The following is a 20,214-nucleotide window of genomic DNA, read 5'->3' on the forward strand; positions in this document are numbered from 1 at the left end:
AAAATAAATAAAGGGGCTATTGCCCCTTTATAAAACTAGTAGAAATTACTTATTCTCATCCGCCATACTTACCGCTGCGGTAAATAGTACGTCCGTTGATGAGTTAAGTGCTGTTTCAGCTGAGTCTTGGATAACACCAATGATGAAACCTACACCGATAACTTGTGCTGCAATATCATTTGGAATATTGAATAAGCTACATGCAAGTGGGATTAACAATAATGAACCACCCGCTACGCCTGATGCACCACAAGCACAGATTGAAGCTACAAAGCTTAATAAAATTGCCGTCCAAAGATCTGGTGTAATACCCTGAGTATAAGCTGCTGCAAGTGTTAGTACAGTAATGGTGATTGCTGCACCAGCCATATTAATGGTTGCACCAAGTGGAATAGAAACTGAATAGATTTCTTCTTTTAAACCTAAACGTTTTGCTAATCCCATGTTTACAGGGATGTTTGCTGCAGAACTACGGGTAAAGAATGCAGTTACACCACTTTCACGTAAGCAAGTGAAAGTTAGTGGATATGGATTGCGACGAATTTTCCAATAGACTAATAATGGATTGAGGATAAATGCCACAATCGCCATTGCACCAAGTAATACAGCGAGTAAACGAGCATAGCCAACAAAGGCATCTGCACCATTCGTAGCCATGGTTTCAGCAACTAAGCCAAATACCCCTATTGGTGCAAAAGCGATAACCACTTTAACCACAAATGAAACCGCATCGGCAATATCATTTAAGAACACTTTTGTACTTGGTGCTGCATGACGTAATGCAATACCTAAACCAATAGACCATGCAAGAATACCGATAAAGTTACCGTTAGTAATCGCACCTAATGGATTATCTACTAAGTTAAAAATGACGGTTTTTAGTACTTCACCTACGCCTTGCGGTGGAGCTAAACCATCTGGACTTGCAACGAGTTCTAATGTTGTTGGGAAAAGATAGCTTAATACAACTGCGGTCACAGCTGCAATAAAGGTACCTAACACATACATGACTAAAATCGGTTTTAAACGGCCATCTGTACCAATCTCTTTATTTGCAATCGCTGAAATAACTAATGCAAAAACAAGGATTGGTGCGATTGCACGCAATGATTTCACGAAGAATTGGCCTAATACGCCAACACTTTTCGCCCACTCAGGATTTACTAATGCGAGTAGAATACCGAGTACAAGAAAAATAGCGATACGTAAAACTAAATTACCGCCTAAGATTTTGGAAGATAAAGAGTTACTCATAAAATTTCCTGTAAGACAAAACAAAATAAACGGCTAGCCGTCTATTTACCTAAATAAAGGAGTTTGTGAGATTAGCGGAAAAAATGTCAGAATGGAATAGACAAGCGGTAATTTTTGTAAAGATTTTTGCAAAGATAGAACTTTTTTAAAAAAGGATTTTTCGTAAAAATTATACTCAATATTTCACTCAACTCATCAATAATCTATTTCCGATATGCTTTTATTTCAGGTAAAATGTTGGCAATTTTTTTACATTTATCACGAGTATTTAATGAAACCCGAAAATAAAGCCGATTTTCAACGCATCATTCGCGCAACAGGTTATACAATGAAAGGCCTGAAGAGTGCCTATATTCATGAAGCTGCATTTCGTCAAGAAGTGTGGCTTTCCTTTTTTATGATTCCGCTCGGTTTTTATTTGGGAGATGGATCAATTGAAAAGATTTTATTAGTTGGTTCTGTATTGTTAGTTCTTGTGATTGAATTGCTTAATAGTGCCGTAGAATCTGTTGTTGACCGTATCGGTTCTGAGTATCACGAATTATCAGGTCGAGCAAAAGATATTGGTTCTGCAGCAGTCTTTGTTGCTATGCTCATTACAGCCTTAACTTGGTTGTTAATTTTGTTTTTCTAAAATGTTCCGTTCTCCAATAATATTAAAAATATTAGCCATATTCTTAATTGGTTTAGTTTCCATTTGGGGATATTTTTATTATCAAACTCATATAAGAATAGATCAGATTATTCTTAAGGAACAACCAACACAACCATTATTAATGAATGAAAAAATGTTAACCTCCACAAACATTGATCGTTTAGTTGTTTTTAAATCAAAAAGACAAATGTGGGCTTATGAAGGAGAAACTTTAGTCAAAATATATCCTATTTCTCTTGGGTTTAGCCCTATTGGGCATAAACAATTTGAAGGCGATGGAAAAACACCAGAAGGGGTTTACAAAATTAATGAACGAAACCCCAATAGTGCTTACCATAAAAATTTAGGAATTTCATATCCTAATGAAGAAGATAAAGCCTATGCTGCTTTACATAATAAATCAGCGGGTGGCTTAATCAAAATACATGGTTTAAGAAATGGCAGTGGTTCAATTGGCCGCTTACATTTATTAAAAGATTGGACTCACGGTTGTATTGCCGTTACCAATGAAGAAATGGACGAGTTATATGAACATGTCGTACATAATGCGATTATAGATATTCGTCCTTAAAATATCACAGCTAATTCATAATATTAAGGTGGTTTTATGAAATTAAAAAAAACACTTCTCTCTCTTGCTCTCATTAGTTCAGCAACCGCTGCTGTAGCTTATGAAACGGATAAAACCTATAAATTTACTATTTTGCATTTAAACGATACTCACGGTCATTTCTGGAAAAATGATAAAGATGAATATGGTTTTGCTGCACAAAAAACAGCCATTGAAACTATCCGTAAAGAGGTCTCTGAGAAAGGTGGTGATGTGATTCTACTTCATGCTGGGGATTTCAATACAGGCGTACCTGAATCTGACATGCAAAATGCAAAACCAGATATTGAAGGTTTAAATATGTTAGGGGTTGAAGCAGCTGTATTAGGTAACCATGAATTTGATTTTCCTCTTCAAATCCTAGATATGCAAGAAAAATGGGCTAAATTCCCGCTATTATCTGCAAACGTAATTAATAAAAAAACCAATAAAACTTTAGTAGAACCTTACACTACACTCCATAAAAATGGCTTGACATTTGCAGTGGTAGGCTTAACGACGGAAGATACTGCCAAATTAGGTAATCCCGATGTTACTGATAATGTTATTTTCAAAAATCCAATTGAAACTGCGAAAAAAACATTAGCCAAACTAAATAAAATGAAAGAACAGCCTGATGTGCGTATTGCATTAACACATATGGGCTATTATTACGATGCACAACACGGTATGAATGCACCAGGTGATGTGACCTTAGCACGAACTTTAGAAAAAGGTGCATTTGATGTGATTGTGGGTGGCCATACTCACGATACCGTTTGTGTTGATGAAAAAGGCGTATTTAAAGCTAAATATACCCCAGGTGAAGAGTGTAAACCTGATTTCCAAAACGGAACTTGGATTGTTCAAGCGGGCGAATGGGGTAAATTCTTAGGTCGTGCGGATTTTGAATTCAAAAATGGCGAAACGAAACTTGTTAAATATGAATTAATTCCAATCAACTTAAAAGAGAAAGTGAAATTAGCAGATGGTAAGAGCGAATATAAACTCTACCAGGCTGAAATCCCTGAAGACAAAGCCGTATTCGACCACTTGAAAAAATATCAAGATGAAGGCGATAAACTATTAGGTGTGAAAGTGGGTGAAGTCAAAGGTGGAAAATTAGAAGGTGATCGTAAAGTGATCCGTTTCCACCAAACGAACTTAGGTCGCTTAATTGCACAGTCACAAATGGAACGTGTTAAAGCTGATGTTGGTATTATGAACTCAGGTGGTATCCGAGCTTCAATTAACGAGGGTGATGTTACTTATAAAGATATTTTAACGGTTCAACCTTTCGGGAATATGATTGCGACTGTTGATCTTACTGGCCAAGAGTTAATTGATTACTTAAATGTGGTGGCATTAAAAGATGTTGATATGGGTGCATATCCACAATTTGCAGGAATCTCAATGGTGGTTGACCGTACTGCAAAACAAGTTTCAGAGGTGAAAATTGGTGGTAAACCGCTCGATCTCAACAAAAAATATAAAGTGTCTGTACCAGATTATTGTGCGGCAGGTGGTGACGGTTATCCAATCCTGAAAAAACACCCAAGCTATGTAAATACGGGCTTTATTGATGCTGAAATGTTGAAAAAATACTTTGAAGAAAATAAATCTATTGACGTATCAAAATACGATCCAAAAGATGATGTAATCTTCAAATAATCATGTAGGGGCGAGCCGATGTGCTCGCCCTAATCTTATTTACTATCAATTTGCAAAATTTTATCCAAAACTCACCGCTATGATCGACTGTCAATCACTTAAAACTGAGCTTATCGAATTCACACTCCAGCAAAAACAACATTTTACGAGCCAAAATGTCCTTGATTTACTTAAACAACGTAGTGACTTTTATGATACCTTGCTACTCAAACTATGGCATCAATTTGGTTTTAGTGATCGTACGGATCTCGCGTTAGTTGCTGTCGGTGGCTATGGTAGAAAAGAGATGTTTCCGCTCTCTGATCTTGATATTTTGGTGTTAAGTGAAACAGCTTTAGATGAACAAACTCAATCACAACTCAATACGCTATTTAATTTACTTTGGGATAGTAAGTTGCAATTAGGCGCAAGTATTCGCACATTAGCTGAGTGTATTGAAGTCGGCAAAGCGGAAATTTCTGTGGCAACTAATATGTTTGAAAGCCGTTTTCTGATCGGCAATGAACAGCTTTGGCAGCAGCTAATGGAACGCCTATTTCATGCAGATTTTTGGCCAATTCAAGACTTTTTCACCGCAAAAGTTGAAGAAAAAAATGAGCGTTACGCCCGCTATCATAATACCAGCTATAACCTTGAACCCGATTTAAAACATAGTCCAGGTGGATTACGAGATCTACATCTACTCTCTTGGATTATGCTACGTCATTATGGGCTTCACAGTTTAGAAAGCCTATTTGAAAAAGGATTACTCTATCCCGAAGAATATCTTGAACTACAACAAGCACAACAGACACTATTTCGTATGCGTTTTGCCCTACATCTGCAACTTAAACGCTACGATAACCGCCTGCGCTTTGATCGCCAACTACAATTAAGTGAACAACTTGGCTATCAAGGGGAAGGAAATCAACCCGTTGAAACGATGATGAAAGCTTTCTTCCAAGCGACTCAATCCATCTCGATATTGACCCAACTGCTACTTGATCATTTTGAACAAGAAACCTTGCGCCCTTTGCAAAAAAATGAGCTAAAGCAACCGCTTGATCGCCACTTTTATCTTCAAGGAAATACCTTAATTTGTAGCAACCCACAACTATTTAAACAACAACCAGAATCGATTTTAGCTCTCTTTTTCCATTTAACAGAACACACTCAAGCCGTTGCAGAAACAACCACTTTGCGCCAGCTCCGCTTGGCGTTACAAAGTATCTCTCAGCCTCTGTGTGAACTCCCACAGGCTCGAACTCGCTTTATTCAGCTTTTTTCTCAGCCACAAGTCGTTAAACGAGCGATTGTCCCCATGCACCAACTTGGCGTACTCACTGCCTATTTGCCACAATGGAAAGGTATCCAAGGGCTGATGCAGTTTGATCTGTTCCATATTTATACCGTAGATGAGCACACTATTCGAGTCATGCTAAAACTGGAAAGTTTTTTACAAGCAGAGAATGCAGAACAGCATCCGCTCTGTTGTAAAATTTTCCCTTTATTGCCAAATCGTCCACTACTCTATCTAGCTGCTCTTTTTCATGATATTGCCAAAGGCAGAGAAGGCGATCATGCAACAGTAGGTGCCGTAGATATGAAAGCCTTTGCTGAACAACACGGTTTTAACCAAGCAGATACTGATTATATGTCATGGCTGGTCGCAGAACATTTGACCATGTCAATTACTGCACAACGTCGTGATATTCACGATCCCGATATCGTTAAAACCTTTGCAAAAATTGTCGGAAATCCGACCGCTTTATCTGCACTCACTTGTCTTACTGTGGCAGATATTTGTGCAACTAATGAAACCCTTTGGAATGACTGGAAACGTTCACTTTTTATCAAACTCTTTCAGTTTACCGAACAGCAATTACAGTTGGGTGATGAGCAAGCTCTCGATCAACAAAAACTAAGCCAAGAACATCGCCAACAGGCTTTTGAACAATTAACTCAAGTCATTTCTGCAGAACACCACGACTTATTAACACAGTTTTGGCAATCTTGTCCTGACGGTTATTTTATCCGCCACAGCCCTACCCAACTCTATTGGCATGCATTACATTATGTGCAAAATCCGCAACTACCGATGGTGCTGATTAGCAATCAATATGCCCGTGGCGCAACGGAAATCTTTATTTATTGCAAAGACCAAGCTCAACTTTTTGCACGTATTGCCCAAACGCTCAGTCAAAAGAAAGTTTCTATTCACGATGCACAAATTTTAACGAGCGAAAATGGGCTTGTCATGGATAGCTTTATTATCAGTGAAACCCATGGGCAACCGTTGGATGATGAGCGTAGTGCTCAAATTCATACGGCATTGATGAACGCATTAACGCAAGCATCGACTAAAAGCTTTAGTTCTCATAAAAAACCCGTAAAACACCAATCTTTTAAACGTAAAACGAAGCTCCGTTTTTTAGCAAATTCTCAGCCAAATCAAACCGCTTTTGAGTTATTTACACTAGATAGAGAAGGATTATTAGATCATATCAGTTATATTTTTGGTGAACTCAAATTAAATCTGCTCAATGCTAAAATTACGACTATTGGTGAACGAGTGGAAGATTTCTTTGTGGTAAGTAACCAGCAAGGATTGTCTCTGTCTGATGATGAAAAAAGTGCATTAAAAGCACGTTTAATCACAGAACTTGAATAGATGTACGGCTGAATATGTTATACTTTTTATAGATTTAATCTCAATTTAACCTTGAAGGATTACAATGAAAAAAATTGTTAAACTGTTATCTCTTGCTACCTTACTTGCCCTGACAGGCTGTAATTCTGTCCTGAATGCGCCTACGGAAGTAGCTAAACCAACGGTAGAAATTCCCCATAATGATGTACAATGGCAACAACATCTTGCACAATTAGCCCAAATCAAAGCTTATTCAGCTAAAGGACAATTTGGATATATTTCCCCCGAAGAACGCTTTTCATCTCATTTTGATTGGCAATATAAAATGCCGACAAATTTCGGTTTAACCATGTCATCAAATCTTTCAAGCAAATCTTTGAAATTACAACGTAATAGTTACGGTATGACTATTTCGGACAGCGAAGGACGTTCTCGCACAGAAGCCGATGTTGCAGCATTAATGGAAGAAATTATTGGTGTTTCTTTCCCTATTGATCAATTTGCTTATTGGGTAAAAGGCCAACCTGAAAAAAATGCTAACTATATCGTTAATGAAAAACGCCAACTGTCACAATTTGATTATGCCGTGAATGGAACAGTTTGGAAGGCAAGTTTTGTGGAATATCATGAAGATCGCACCCCAAATCTGCCGAAATTAATTGTTCTTGAAAACGGTGCTCAAACCTTAAAAATTCGTATTGATAACTGGGCTTACTAATGGCTAAATTTACGTTTCCAAGCCCTGCCAAGCTAAACTTATTTTTATATATCACAAACAAGCGGGCAGATGGCTACCATGAATTGCAAACGCTCTTTCAGTTTTTGGATTTCGGCGATGAAATTGAGATTGAGATCACCCAAGATCCAACAATCACCTTACTTAATCAGATTGAAGGCGTGCCTACGGAACAAAATTTGATTTATCGTGCTGCAAAATTATTGCAAGATCAGACCGCTTGTAAACTCGGTGCTAACATCAGCATCACTAAACGCTTACCCATGGGCGGTGGCGTAGGTGGTGGTTCATCCAATGCAGCAACAGTTTTAGTTGCACTTAATCACCTTTGGCAAGCAGGGCTTTCCTTAATCCAACTCGCTGAGATGGGATTAAGTTTAGGTGCAGATGTGCCGATCTTCGTGCGTGGAATGTCCGCTTTTGCTGAAGGTGTTGGTGAAAAACTCACCCCTTGTAAACCTGCTGAAAAATGGTATTTGGTATTAAAACCCGATGAATCTATCTCTACGGCACTCATTTTCAAACATCTAGATCTACCACGAAATACCCCAAAACGTACTCTAGATCAATTATTAGACTCAACTTGGGCAAACGATTGCGAAAAAGTTGTCCGAGATCATTATTCAAAGGTTGATGATCTGCTTAATTGGTTGGTACAATATGCACCGTCTCGGCTAACAGGCACTGGTGCTTGTGTATTTGCCGAATTTGATTGTGAAGAAGAGGCTCGTCGTGTTTTTGCACTGAAACCAGCCGATGTTGAAGGCTTTGTAGCTCAAGGCAAAAACGTTTCACCTTTACATCAAACCCTTAATTTATCTCCCTAATCTATACTTGAGGTTTATCCAAAATGCCTGATATTAAACTCTTCGCTGGAAACGCAACCCCTGAATTAGCAAAACGAATTGCTGAACGTCTCTATATTTCTCTCGGTGATGCAACAGTAGGTCGTTTCAGCGACGGTGAGATTCAAGTACAAATCAATGAAAATGTACGTGGTGGTGACATTTTTATTGTGCAATCAACCTGTGCACCAACAAACGATAACTTAATGGAATTAATCGTGATGGTTGATGCTCTTCGTCGTGCATCAGCAGGTCGTATTACCGCTGTAATTCCTTACTTCGGTTATGCTCGTCAAGATCGTCGTGTACGTTCTGCTCGTGTGCCTATTACAGCAAAAGTTGTTGCAGACTTCTTATCTAGCGTAGGTGTTGACCGTGTATTAACTTGTGACCTTCACGCAGAACAGATCCAAGGTTTCTTTGATGTACCAGTAGATAACGTATTCGGTTCACCGGTGTTAATTGAAGATATCTTAAAGAAAACAGATCTTGTTAACCCAATTGTAGTTTCTCCAGATATTGGCGGTGTAGTACGTGCACGTGCGATTGCAAAATTATTAAACGATTCTGATATGGCAATCATTGATAAACGTCGTCCAAAAGCGAATGTAGCTCAAGTAATGCATATTATCGGTGATGTTGCTGGTCGTGATTGTATCCTGGTTGATGACATGATCGACACGGGTGGTACTTTAGTTAAAGCAGCAGAAGCATTAAAAGAGCGTGGAGCTCGTCGTGTATTTGCTTATGCAACTCATGCCGTCTTCTCTGGAAGTGCAGCGAAAAACCTTGCCAATGAAGCATTAGATGAAGTGATCGTTACAGATACTATCCCATTATCTGCAGAAATTCGTGCATTAAATAAAGTTCGTGTATTAACCTTGTCAGGCATGCTTGCAGAAGCGATTCGTCGTATTAGCAACGAAGAATCTATTTCTGCTATGTTTAGTCATTAATTTAAAGCCCAGCCGAAAGGTTGGGCTTTTTCATATATCATTTTATGTATTCACTGATTAAAAAATTTCTTTTCCAACTTGATGCGGAAAATGCCCATCAATTTGCAATTCAATCGTTAAAACTATTAGGGAAAACACCCTTTTCTAGCTGTTCTTTACCTAACAATCCAGTAGAAGTCATGGGCTTACGCTTTAAAAATCCGATTGGTCTTGCCGCTGGGGCAGATAAAAATGGCGAAGCGATTGATGGATTTGCGAAATTAGGCTTCGGCTTTATTGAAGTTGGGACTGTCACCCCTGTTGCACAAGATGGCAATCCACGTCCACGTCAATTCCGTATTCTAGAAGCTGAAGGCATTATTAACCGTAATGGCTTTAATAATCTCGGTGTCGATGTCCTTATTGAGAATGTGAAACAAGCAAAATATGATGGCGTACTCGGTATCAATATCGGTAAAAATGCCACAACACCGATTGAAAAGAGTTTGGATGACTATCAAATCTGTTTGCGTAAGGTCTATCCACACGCCAGCTATATCACTGTCAATATTTCATCACCAAACACTAAAAATCTTCGTACCTTACAGTATGGCGAAGCTTTAGATGATTTACTGCGTGCACTCAAAGCGGAGCAAGCGGAGCTTTCGCAAAAATTTGCTGTTTACCGACCGCTTGTATTGAAAATTGCGCCAGATTTAACTCATGAAGAGATTGCTTCTGTGGCAGATAGTTTAATCCGTCATCAAATTGATGGCGTGATTGCTGGAAACACTACACTCTCACGAGATACGGTTGCTGGGCTTCCTTTTGCCGATCAACAAGGTGGATTGAGCGGTAAACCGCTACATCACTTAAGCACTCAAGTCATTCATCAACTCTCACAGGAATTAAAAGGACAAATTCCAATTATTGGAAGCGGTGGTATTCATTCGGTAGAATCAGGGCAAGCTAAAATTGATGCTGGAGCAAGTCTATTACAACTCTACTCTGCTATGGTTTATCAAGGTCCTACATTAATTCATCAATTAGTGAAAGGAATTAAGCTATAAAAATTTATCCTAGTACGGATAGGCGTACTAGGATAAAAGTAAATTATAGATCATCAATCACCACATAAACCTTATTCACAGGTCCGTGTACGCCAACAACTTTGATTAACTCAATATCTGCCGTAGCACTTGGTCCTGAAATAATGTTTACACAAGATGGCATCCTTTCACCTTGTTGCGCTTTGTCGTGTAGGATTTTAGCTAACTGTGCCACACGGGGTAGCACGGTGCTGGCACGCAAGACGACAATGGATTTTTCAGGTAACAAGCTGACTGAACGTCCAAATTCTTTATCTGAAAACAGTACAATACCGCCAGATTCCGTTAAGCCGTATTCGCCGTAAACCACGCCGATATTGGCTTTTTCCGCTTTATCGATATTCACACTGCCATCTGTATTGTGATCCCAAACATAGCTGTCGTATTTAGCTTGCAATGCTGGCGTAATGCCTAAATCAACTAAACGGCTGTCGTTATTAATAATCACCGAGCCACCGCCATATTTATCACAAAGTGCGGTCACTTCTGCAATCAGATTTTCTTCTTTCACCACCGCCACATCGGTCATCATCACTTTAGCAAAGCTAACAAATTCCTCGACTAATTGAGCTTGAGTGCGATCCGTTAAGCGTGTCGTTGGATAATCATTGACTAATTTCGGCATTGGTTCAGGTACGAGCTGACGTGGTCTGCCCATTCTTTCCGCCAGTTTATTTAGAAAATTTTCACGGTTTTGTAAATCCATTCTCTTATCCTCTGTTGTTGAACCATTCACGGAAACTTTCGCCTTCAGCTGACGGTAAATCACGGGCTTTTGTCCATTCTGCAAGTGCGCCTACTTGAATTGGAGCTTTGCCGTTTTTAATGAATTTACCTGCCACTTTTGCCCCGATATTCACCCCGACTTTCCATAAAGTTGGGTGTGAGTTAGCAAAGTTGAAGCCGAAAATCGACAAACGCTCTGCCGTTGGCGTCATACCATTTTGAGCGATATGTTCACGGTGTTTTAAGATAAGCTGTGCCAGTGGAATTTTCACTGGGCAAACGGAGTTACAAGCGGTACAAAGCGAACAAGCATAAGGCAGTTCTTTAAATTCTTCATAGCCACCGAGTAATGGCGAGATCACCGATCCAATTGGTCCTGGATAGATCGAGCCGTAGCCGTGTCCGCCAATTTGACGATACGCAGGGCAAGTGTTCAAACACGCACCGCAACGGATACAACGTAAAACTTCTTTAAATTCGCTTTCAAGGATTTTTGAACGTCCGTTATCCACGATAACTAAATGGAACTCTTCTGGCCCGTCCGTTTCGCCTTCAAGACGTGGTCCTGTTAGCCAAGTGTTATAGGCAGTGAGTTTTGCACCAACCGCACTTCTCGCTAGCATTGTGATTAACACATCAACTTCTTGGAAAGTTGGGGCTAAACGTTCCATACCCATTACAGCGATATGAGTTTTTGGCACCGTTGTTGCTAAACGTAAGTTACCTTCGTTAGTGACTAAACAGACAGAGCCTGTTTCCGCTACGGCAAAGTTACAGCCACTAATACCGATGTCTGCCTCTAAGAAATCTTTGCGGATCACTTGACGCACAAAAGCGGTCATTTCTTCTGGCGTTTCTGAGCCATTATAGCCTAGCTGTTCGTGTAACTCTTGACGGATTTTATAGCGATCTTTGTGAATTGCAGGTACAACGATGTGAGATGGCTTATCGCCAACGATTTGCAGTAAATATTCGCCTAAGTCCGTTTCAACCACTTTAATACCTTCGTTTTCAAGGACGTGGTTTAAGCCGATCTCTTCCGTCACCATTGATTTGGATTTAACAATCTTCTTGGCATTTTTTTCTAAGGCGATTTGACGGATATAAGCGGTCGCTTCTTCGGCAGTTTCTGCAAAAAAGACTTTACCGCCGTTTTGTTGCACTTTTTCGCTTAATTGGTAGAGATAAGCATCTAAATTGGCAAGAACGTGGTTACGGATCTGTTTTGCCGCGTCACGCCACTCTTCCCAATGACCAAGTTCGTCTACCATTCTTTGACGGTTCGCCCCGATGGTTTCTTGGGCTTTCACTACAGCTTTACGCATCATTGCGTTGTGGATTTGATCGTCCACTCGTTTTTTAAAGGCAAGATTGCTAGTTTTTAATGACATCTTATTTGCCCTCCTGCATTAATACTTCGGCAATGTGCATTACCTTAATATTTTTCCCTTCACGGCTCAAACGTCCACCGATGTTCATCAAACAGCTCACATCTGCCCCGATCAAGTATTCTGGCTCAACATCAGCAATATGCTCTACTTTTTCTTTAACCATTTCGCCTGAAATTTCCGCCATTTTGACCGAGAAAGTGCCACCAAAACCGCAACAGGTTTGTTGATTTTGAATTGGTAACAGCTCTAAGCCTTTGACGTTTTGTAATAAGGTGATCGGTTCATTCACAATGCCTAATTTACGAGATAGGCTGCAAGATGGGTGATAAACAGCTTTGCCTGTTAAGGTTGCACCAACATTGGTAACACCCAGTTTATTGACGATAAAATCTGTTAAATCATAAAAACGGTCAGCGACTTTTTTCGCACGAGCCACCCATTCTGGTTCGCCAAAGCGTTCAAAATGGTCAGGATAGGTTTTAATTGCATAAACACAAGAACCTGCAGGGGCAACAATTGGATAATCATTGACTTCAAAAGTTTCCACTAACTTTTTCATTCCCTCAAGGGCTTGTTTTGTATAACCACTGTTAATTGCAGGCTGTCCGCAACACCCTTGTTTTTCAAGGAAAGTGATTTTACAGCCTAGTTTTTCTAACAGTAATACACTGTTTTTGGCAATACTCGCTTTAAGTACATCTGCAAGGCAAGTCACATAAAAGTTCACGTTCATAATATCCCCACAATATAATTAAAATGAAAAACAAGCGGTAAGATCGACACCTTATTTTGCAAATCTTATCAGCTTACTATCTCCTTTCTAATACCATAAACCGACAACGAAACGGATTTTGCTCATCAATCTCCGACCATTTTTCTTCAACTATTTTCCATTGAGTCTCATCAAACTCAAAAAACGTATCACCATCAATCTCTGCTTGAATTTCCGTAAGATAAAGTTTGTTCGCTAATGGCATGGCTTGTTTAAATAGCTCTACACCACCAATAATCATAATCTCATCTATATTTGCAAAACTTTTCGCTAAAGTGACCGCTTGTTCAAGGCTTGTCGCAGAATAAGCCCCCTCTACACTGAAGCCTGTGCGAGAAAGAATAATATTCGGGCGTTTCGGCAACAGTCTGCCGATAGATTCATAGGTTTTTCGGCCCATAATGACTGGTTTACCTACAGTATTTGATCTAAACCGTGCGAGATCAACAGGTAAATGCCAAGGCATTGCATTATCTTTACCAATCACTTTATTCAAAGTGCGGGCAACAATTACATTAATTTGAATCATAACAACATAACTCTTTTGAAATGAAAAGGATTTTAGCAGATAATAGCAAACAGTTTCTTTTCTTTTTACAAATTATTATGGCAAAAACAATCGTAGTAAAATTAGGCACTAGCACCCTAACCCACGGCACCAAAAGTTTAAGCCGTCCACATATGCTAGAAATCGTAAAACAAGTTGCTCAACTGCACGAACAGGGACATCGCATTATTATTGTGACCTCTGGGGCAGTCGCCGCTGGGCGTGATTACTTAGGGCATCGTGAATTGCCAAAAACGTTGGCAACCAAACAGCTTCTAGCCGCAGTCGGACAAAGCCAGCTCATTCAAGTGTGGGAAAGCCTCTTTTCCATTTATAACATCAAAATCGGGCAAATGCTTTTAACCCGTGCAGATATTGAAAATAAAGATCACTTCTTAAATGCAAGGGATACGCTCACCGCCTTGCTCGATCAACAAATTATCCCGATTATCAATGAAAATGATGCGGTGGCAACAGCAGAGTTTCGTATCGGCGATAACGATAATTTATCGGCACTCGTAGCGATTTTAGCTCAAGCAGAGTTATTGATTTTGCTCACCGATCAAGAAGGGTTATACGACAGTGATCCACGTTCAAACCCAAATGCCAAACGCATTCCTGTTGTTGAAAAAATCACCCCTGAAATTCGCCAAATGGCAGGGGGAAGTGGCACAACCTTAGGCACAGGCGGTATGAGTACCAAAATCACTGCTGCCGATATTGCCACTCGTTCTGGCGTTGAAACCGCGATTGCTTCTGGTGAACGTCCGAATGTGATTTTTGAAGTGGCACAAGGAGCGGAAATTGGCACACACTTCTTAGCCCAACACGACAAAATCGAAGGTCGCAAACAGTGGCTCTTTGGCGCACCACCTGCTGGCACAATTTATATCGATCAAGGGGCAGAAAAAGCGTTAGTGGAACAGCATAAATCGCTTTTACCTGCAGGTATTGCCAAAATCGAAGGGCAATTTGCACGGGGCGAAGTGGCAAAAATTTGCAACCTTGACGGCAAAGTGCTTGCTCTTGGCATTAGCCGTTATAACAGCGATGCCCTTGCGCTAATCAAAGGCAAAAAATCTAGCGATATTGAAACTATTTTGGGCTATGAATTTGGTTCAGTGGTGTTCCACCGAGATGAAATGGTGGTGCATTATTAATGCATAAAGTGTAAGGAAAAATATGGAACTTGGACTTGATATTGCGATTATCTTATTTGTTGCAGCTTTCGTGGCTGGTTTTATTGATGCCATTGCAGGTGGTGGCGGATTAATTACTATCCCAGCCCTACTCTCTGTAGGAATTCCTCCCGCTATGGCACTTGGAACCAATAAATTGCAAGCGTGTGGAGGTTCCTTTTCCGCATCACTCTATTTTGTACGCAAAAAAGCCGTTAATTTAAAAGAGATTTGGCTCTTAATCCTCCTCACCTTTATTGGTGCGGCAATTGGTACAATTTTAGTACAACTCATTGATGTCAATGCACTAAAAGTTGTTCTTCCTTTTCTTATTTTAATTATTGGATTTTACTTTTTATTAAGTCCAAGTTTAGGCGATGAACAACGTCGCCAAAGAATGAGTTATCCAATGTTCGCTTGTACCGCAGCGATGGGAATTGGGTTTTATGATGGCTTATTCGGCCCTGCTACAGGTTCATTTTTTACCCTTGCCTTTGTTTTACTTCTTGGATTTAACCTGACCCAAAGTGTTGCTCATGCTAAAATATTGAATTTTACATCCAACATTGCTTCTCTGATCTTTTTTATGCTCGGCGGTGCGATCTTGTGGAAAGTAGGTTTTCTTATGATGATCGGTCAATTTATTGGCGCATCCCTTGGCGCAAGAATGGTTATGACCAAAGGGAAAAAAATTATTCGCCCATTAATTGTGGTGATGTCCTTTACTATGGTTGCTAAAATGCTATGGGATCAAGGCTATTTTGCTTTTTTAGGATAACAGATGAATAAAGAAAAACGTATTGAGATACTGACTCGCTTACGCAATGAAAACCCACACCCCACTACCGAGTTGCAGTATTCTACCCCTTTTGAATTATTGATTGCGGTGATTTTATCTGCTCAAGCGACAGATGTGGGTGTCAATAAAGCTACGGCTAAACTTTATCCTGTGGCAAATACACCTCAAGCGATTTTAGATTTAGGGCTTGATGGGCTAAAAGAGTATATTAAAACTATTGGGCTTTATAACAGCAAAGCGGAAAACATCATCAAAACTTGCCGTGATTTAATTGAAAAACACAATGGCGAAGTACCTCAAACCCGTGAAGAATTAGAAGCCCTTGCTGGTGTGGGGCGTAAAACGGCAAATGTGGTGCTGAATACCGCCTTTGGGCAGCCGACCATTGCGGTCGATACGCATATTTTCCGTGTTTCTAACCGTACTAATTTTGCCCCAGGGAAAGATGTGGTTAAGGTGGAAGAAAAGTTACTGAAGGTGGTGCCTGATGAATTTAAGGTGGATGTTCATCATTGGTTGATTTTACACGGTCGCTACACTTGCATTGCTCGCAAGCCTCGCTGTGGCTCTTGTATCATTGAAGATTTATGTGAATATAAAGAAAAAACAGAAATTTAAACAACACAAGCGGTCAGTTTAGGATAGAAATTTGCAAATGCTAAGCACAAAGTGACCGCTTGTAAGGCTAAAAATACAAAAGCGGACATCAGTCCGCTTTTCTCATTATTTCTTACGCTCAACCCACTTGCCATCAAGGTAATCCACAATCCATTTGGTTGCCTTGCCGTTTTTCTCAGAGGTCACATACTGACGTTTTTCTTTACGGCTAAAGCGGATAATGGCTTCATTGCCTTCAGGGTCTTGTTGTGGTGCATCTGCAAGGTATTGTAGTTTTTCAGGCAGACGATCACGGTATAAGGCTAATTCTGCCACTTTCGGGGCGCGTGTTTCACGGGATTTCGGGAAGTTGTGTGCCGACATAAATACACCGCTTGCGCCATCTCGTAGCACAAAATAAGCGTCCGATTTTTCGCATTTTAACTCAGGGAATGCCACTGGTTCTTCTCGTGGTGGTGCGACTTCGCCATTTTTGAGAATTTTGCGAGTGTTGTCACAGTTGGTACAGCCCATATATTTGCCGAAACGTCCAAGTTTTAAGTGCATATCCGAACCGCATTTGTCACATTCGACAATCGGGCCGTCATAGCCTTTAATTTTGAAAGAACCTTCTTCAATCACATAGCCATCGCAATTCGGGTTATTACCGCAAATGTGAATTTTACGTTGTGGATCGATCACATAGCTGTCCATTGCCGTATCACATTTCGGGCAACGTTTGCGTTTCATTAATGCGTTCGTTTCCGAATCTTCGTCTAACACGTTTAGCAATTCCGCTTCTGGAATTAAGTTGATCGTGGTTTTGCAACGCTCTTTTGGTGACAAAGCATAGCCTGTACAGCCTAAGAACACGCCTGTGCTTGCGGTGCGGATCGCCATTTGGCGTTGGCAAGTCGGACAGTGAATGTCTGTTGGCACTAAATTATTCGGACGCATTCCGCCTTCAAGTTCATCAAGCTCTGCGGTAGTTAATTTTTCTGAGAAATCGGCAAAGAAGCGGTTTAATTCGACTTTCCAGTTGCTATTGCCCGACGCAATTTGGTCAAGAGTATCTTCCATATTTGCCGTAAAATCGTAGTTCATTAAATCGCTAAAGGCTTCGTTTAAGCGATCTGTCACGATCTCGCCCATTTTCTCTGCATAGAAACGGCGGTTTTCTACTCGCACATAGCCACGCTCTTGAATGGTTGAGATAATCGCAGCATAGGTTGATGGGCGACCGATCCCTCGTTTTTCCAACTCTTTCACCAACGCCGCTTCGCTATAACGTGCTGGCGGTTTGGTAAAGTGTTGGCTAGGTTCAACGGCGTTCAGTTTCAAGGTTTCATTCAGACTAACTTCTGGCAACTCTTGATCTTCCGCTGTTTTGCCTTGAATTGGCAATACTTTTGTCCAACCGTCAAAACGTAATACACGCCCTTTGGTTTTGAGTTCGTAATCCCCTGCTGTTACCGTTAAACTGGTTGAGTCATATTCTGCAGGGGTCATTTGGCAAGCAAGGAATTGTCGCCAAATCAGGTCATATAGGCGTTCTGCATCTTTTTCCATACCGCTTAGATCTTGCATTTTCACCATCACATCAGATGGACGAATGGCTTCGTGAGCCTCTTGCGCTTTCTCTTTGCTGGCATAGAAATTCGGTTTTTCAGGTAAATAACGCTCACCAAATTGCTTTTCGATATAGCTACGAGCCATCGTCAGTGCATCTTGACTCAAGTTAGTTGAGTCGGTACGCATATAGGTGATGTAGCCAGCTTCATACAGACGCTGTGCCAACATCATCGTTTTCTTCACACTAAAGCCTAAACGGGTACTTGCCGTTTGTTGTAAGGTGGAAGTAATAAACGGCGCTTTCGCTCTTGATGAAGTTGGTTTTTTATCAATTTCAGTGACGATAAATGCAGAATTTTGCAAAGATTTTACCGCTTGTTCTGCTTCTTTTTGGTTTTTCGCTGAGAATTTTTTGCCTTTATGCTGTACAAGTTCTAAAGCGAGATCGCCTTTTTTCGCAGAAGTTTTGGCTAAAATATCCCAAAACTCTTCAGGCTGGAACGCCTTGATTTCACGTTCACGCTCAACCAACAATTTCACAGCCACAGATTGTACACGCCCTGCCGATAAGCCACGAGCCACTTTTTTCCAAAGCAACGGCGACACCATAAAGCCCACCACACGATCTAAGAAACGACGTGTTTGTTGAGCATTTACTCTATCCATATTGAGCTGTTCAGGCTTTTCAAAGGCTTGTTTGATCGCATTTTTGGTAATTTCATTGAACACCACACGGCTAAAACGCTCGTTCTCACCGCCAATCACCTCACGCAAATGCCACGCAATCGCCTCCCCTTCTCTATCCAAGTCGGTGGCGAGATAGATATGATCGGCTTTTTTGGCAAGGGATTTCAGCTCTGAAACCACTTTTTCTTTACCTGGTAAAATTTGGTAAGTGGCATTCCAGTCGTGATAAGGATCCACGCCCATACGCTTCACTAAAGCGGTACGTTCTTTCTCTGATTTTACTAAGGCTTTTTGTTCTGCACTCATACCTTTAGTTGAAACCGCTTTAGCTTTTTCGGTTTTTTCTTCTTTTTCTGCGCCGCTTGTTGGTAAATCACGGATATGTCCGACACTGGATTTAACGACGAAATCACGGCCTAAATATTTATTGATAGTTTTGGCTTTAGCCGGCGACTCGACAATTACTAATGATTTTCCCATTGAGAACACCTAAATTAAATAATGATATAAATAATATTGAAATTATTTCTTGAAAGTAAATATTAAAATTGAATTGCATTAAAATTCTTGTAACAATAGCAAGCATTTTCCTAAAAGACAATATAAAGCAGAATACTATGGATAAACTCAACGCAATAAATCTCTTTTGTAAAGTCATTGAAACCCAAAGTTTTACCCAAGCGGCACAACAAGAACAGATTTCTCTCGCGATGGCGAGTAAACTGGTTGCTCAATTAGAAGAACACCTCAACGTTCGCTTATTACAACGTACCACACGCCGTATCAGTCCAACGGAAGCAGGTTTACTCTTTTACCAACGCTGTCAGCCCATTTTAAACGAACTTAAAGACGCTGAAGCCTGTGTAACGAACATTACCTCAACACTACAAGGGAAGCTCACAATGTCGTTGCCGATGGATTTTGGTTCTCGTTTTATTGCCCCACATTTAAGTAAATTTACTGAAACCTATCCACATTTACAGCTCAATTTAGAATTTAATGATCGACGAGTTGATGTTGTCTCTGAAGGATATGATTTAGTGCTTAGAATAGGCAAACTTGAAGATAGTTCTATTGTTGCAAAAAAAATTGGCCAATCTAAACATTTAGTTGTTGCATCCCCCGACTATTTAACTAAATTTGGCACACCACAAACCGCCTTAGAGCTACAAGAACATCAATGCTTACTTTATGAAACACAATATTTTTGGCAATTTAATGAAAATGGACGGCAGATTAAATTTAAGCCTCAAAGTCAAGTATATAGCAATAACGGTTATGCACTAGTGCAAATGGCAAAATCAGGTCAAGGGATTATTAATATTCCTAAATTTTTGATTAAAGATGAGCTTTCAGCAGGAGAGTTGGTTCCGATTCTACATCATTTAGATCAAGAGGCTTTGGATATTAGCCTTCTCTACCCTAATCGCCGTTATCTTTCCCCTAAAGTTAAAGTAGCGATTGAATTTTTTAGTCAGTTAATGCAAGAGCAAAAAGAGTTTATTTAAGACATAAGAGACGC

At 40.2% G+C, this 20,214-nt stretch carries 18 protein-coding genes; 12 read left to right on the forward strand and 6 right to left on the reverse strand.

Annotated features, from left to right (window positions below):
* Positions 1-45: 45 nt before the first annotated feature.
* Entirely contained in the window at positions 46-1,254 is a 1,209-nt protein-coding gene (gene sstT / locus EXH44_RS01150) for a serine/threonine transporter SstT (protein ID WP_162855909.1), read from the reverse strand.
* 271 nt (positions 1,255-1,525) lie between these two features.
* Here sstT and EXH44_RS01155 point away from each other — a divergent pair, with 271 nt between their 5' ends.
* From EXH44_RS01155 to pyrD, 8 genes are all read left to right on the forward strand, one after another.
* On the forward strand, positions 1,526-1,888 hold the full coding sequence (locus EXH44_RS01155) for a diacylglycerol kinase (RefSeq protein WP_162855910.1): 363 nt from the start codon (positions 1,526-1,528) through the stop codon (positions 1,886-1,888).
* A 1-nt stretch (position 1,889) separates the two neighbouring features.
* Entirely contained in the window at positions 1,890-2,480 is a 591-nt protein-coding gene (locus EXH44_RS01160) for a L,D-transpeptidase family protein (RefSeq protein ID WP_162855911.1), read from the forward strand.
* Positions 2,481-2,516: 36 nt separating this feature from the next.
* Positions 2,517-4,169 (forward strand): bifunctional UDP-sugar hydrolase/5'-nucleotidase UshA, encoded by a 1,653-nt coding sequence (ushA, locus tag EXH44_RS01165; RefSeq protein WP_162855912.1) that lies wholly within the window; start codon positions 2,517-2,519, stop codon positions 4,167-4,169.
* 79 nt (positions 4,170-4,248) lie between these two features.
* Positions 4,249-6,819 (forward strand): bifunctional uridylyltransferase/uridylyl-removing protein GlnD, encoded by a 2,571-nt coding sequence (gene glnD, locus EXH44_RS01170; protein WP_162855913.1) that lies wholly within the window; start codon positions 4,249-4,251, stop codon positions 6,817-6,819.
* A 64-nt stretch (positions 6,820-6,883) separates the two neighbouring features.
* The gene (gene lolB, locus EXH44_RS01175; RefSeq protein ID WP_162855914.1) at positions 6,884-7,516 is read left to right on the forward strand and encodes a lipoprotein insertase outer membrane protein LolB; all 633 of its coding nucleotides are present in this window, start codon (positions 6,884-6,886) and stop codon (positions 7,514-7,516) included.
* On the forward strand, positions 7,516-8,361 hold the full coding sequence (gene ispE, locus EXH44_RS01180) for a 4-(cytidine 5'-diphospho)-2-C-methyl-D-erythritol kinase (protein WP_162855915.1): 846 nt from the start codon (positions 7,516-7,518) through the stop codon (positions 8,359-8,361). Before lolB ends, ispE begins: the two co-directional genes overlap by 1 nt.
* 23 nt (positions 8,362-8,384) lie before the next feature.
* Positions 8,385-9,335 (forward strand): ribose-phosphate pyrophosphokinase, encoded by a 951-nt coding sequence (locus tag EXH44_RS01185; RefSeq protein ID WP_162855916.1) that lies wholly within the window; start codon positions 8,385-8,387, stop codon positions 9,333-9,335.
* A 44-nt stretch (positions 9,336-9,379) separates the two neighbouring features.
* Positions 9,380-10,384 (forward strand): quinone-dependent dihydroorotate dehydrogenase, encoded by a 1,005-nt coding sequence (gene pyrD / locus EXH44_RS01190; protein WP_162855917.1) that lies wholly within the window; start codon positions 9,380-9,382, stop codon positions 10,382-10,384.
* A 43-nt stretch (positions 10,385-10,427) separates the two neighbouring features.
* Here pyrD and EXH44_RS01195 read toward each other — a convergent pair whose 3' ends face one another.
* From EXH44_RS01195 to EXH44_RS01210, 4 genes are all read right to left on the reverse strand, one after another.
* A complete protein-coding gene (locus EXH44_RS01195) occupies positions 10,428-11,129 on the reverse strand; it encodes a LutC/YkgG family protein (RefSeq protein ID WP_162855918.1) in 702 nt (233 codons plus the stop codon).
* Positions 11,130-11,133: 4 nt separating this feature from the next.
* Positions 11,134-12,540, reverse strand: coding sequence for a LutB/LldF family L-lactate oxidation iron-sulfur protein (locus tag EXH44_RS01200; RefSeq protein ID WP_044008905.1), 1,407 nt, complete (start codon positions 12,538-12,540; stop codon positions 11,134-11,136).
* A 1-nt stretch (position 12,541) separates the two neighbouring features.
* Positions 12,542-13,273, reverse strand: coding sequence for a (Fe-S)-binding protein (locus EXH44_RS01205; protein WP_162855919.1), 732 nt, complete (start codon positions 13,271-13,273; stop codon positions 12,542-12,544).
* Between the two features lie 76 nt (positions 13,274-13,349).
* The gene (locus tag EXH44_RS01210; RefSeq protein WP_162857504.1) at positions 13,350-13,838 is read right to left on the reverse strand and encodes a dihydrofolate reductase; all 489 of its coding nucleotides are present in this window, start codon (positions 13,836-13,838) and stop codon (positions 13,350-13,352) included.
* Between the two features lie 80 nt (positions 13,839-13,918).
* Between EXH44_RS01210 and proB the strand changes: the two genes are divergently transcribed.
* The 3 genes from proB to nth are packed head-to-tail and all read left to right on the forward strand — an operon-like array spanning position 13,919 to position 16,454.
* Positions 13,919-15,019 carry a glutamate 5-kinase gene (proB, locus tag EXH44_RS01215; protein WP_162855920.1) on the forward strand — a complete coding sequence of 367 codons (1,101 nt, stop codon included), beginning with the start codon at positions 13,919-13,921 and terminating at the stop codon, positions 15,017-15,019.
* A 22-nt stretch (positions 15,020-15,041) separates the two neighbouring features.
* A complete protein-coding gene (locus EXH44_RS01220; RefSeq protein ID WP_162855921.1) occupies positions 15,042-15,815 on the forward strand; it encodes a TSUP family transporter in 774 nt (257 codons plus the stop codon).
* 3 nt (positions 15,816-15,818) lie between these two features.
* Positions 15,819-16,454: an endonuclease III gene (gene nth, locus EXH44_RS01225; protein ID WP_162855922.1), complete on the forward strand. Its 636-nt coding sequence runs from the start codon at positions 15,819-15,821 to the stop codon at positions 16,452-16,454.
* A gap of 105 nt (positions 16,455-16,559) precedes the next feature.
* Here the strand turns inward: nth and topA are convergent, their stop codons facing one another.
* Positions 16,560-19,172: a type I DNA topoisomerase gene (gene topA, locus EXH44_RS01230; protein ID WP_162855923.1), complete on the reverse strand. Its 2,613-nt coding sequence runs from the start codon at positions 19,170-19,172 to the stop codon at positions 16,560-16,562.
* 137 nt (positions 19,173-19,309) lie between these two features.
* Here topA and EXH44_RS01235 point away from each other — a divergent pair, with 137 nt between their 5' ends.
* The gene (locus EXH44_RS01235; RefSeq protein WP_162855924.1) at positions 19,310-20,200 is read left to right on the forward strand and encodes a LysR family transcriptional regulator; all 891 of its coding nucleotides are present in this window, start codon (positions 19,310-19,312) and stop codon (positions 20,198-20,200) included.
* Positions 20,201-20,214 lie beyond the last annotated feature (14 nt).

Source organism: Actinobacillus indolicus (assembly GCF_004519515.1).
Classification (GTDB): domain Bacteria; phylum Pseudomonadota; class Gammaproteobacteria; order Enterobacterales; family Pasteurellaceae; genus Glaesserella; species Glaesserella indolica_A.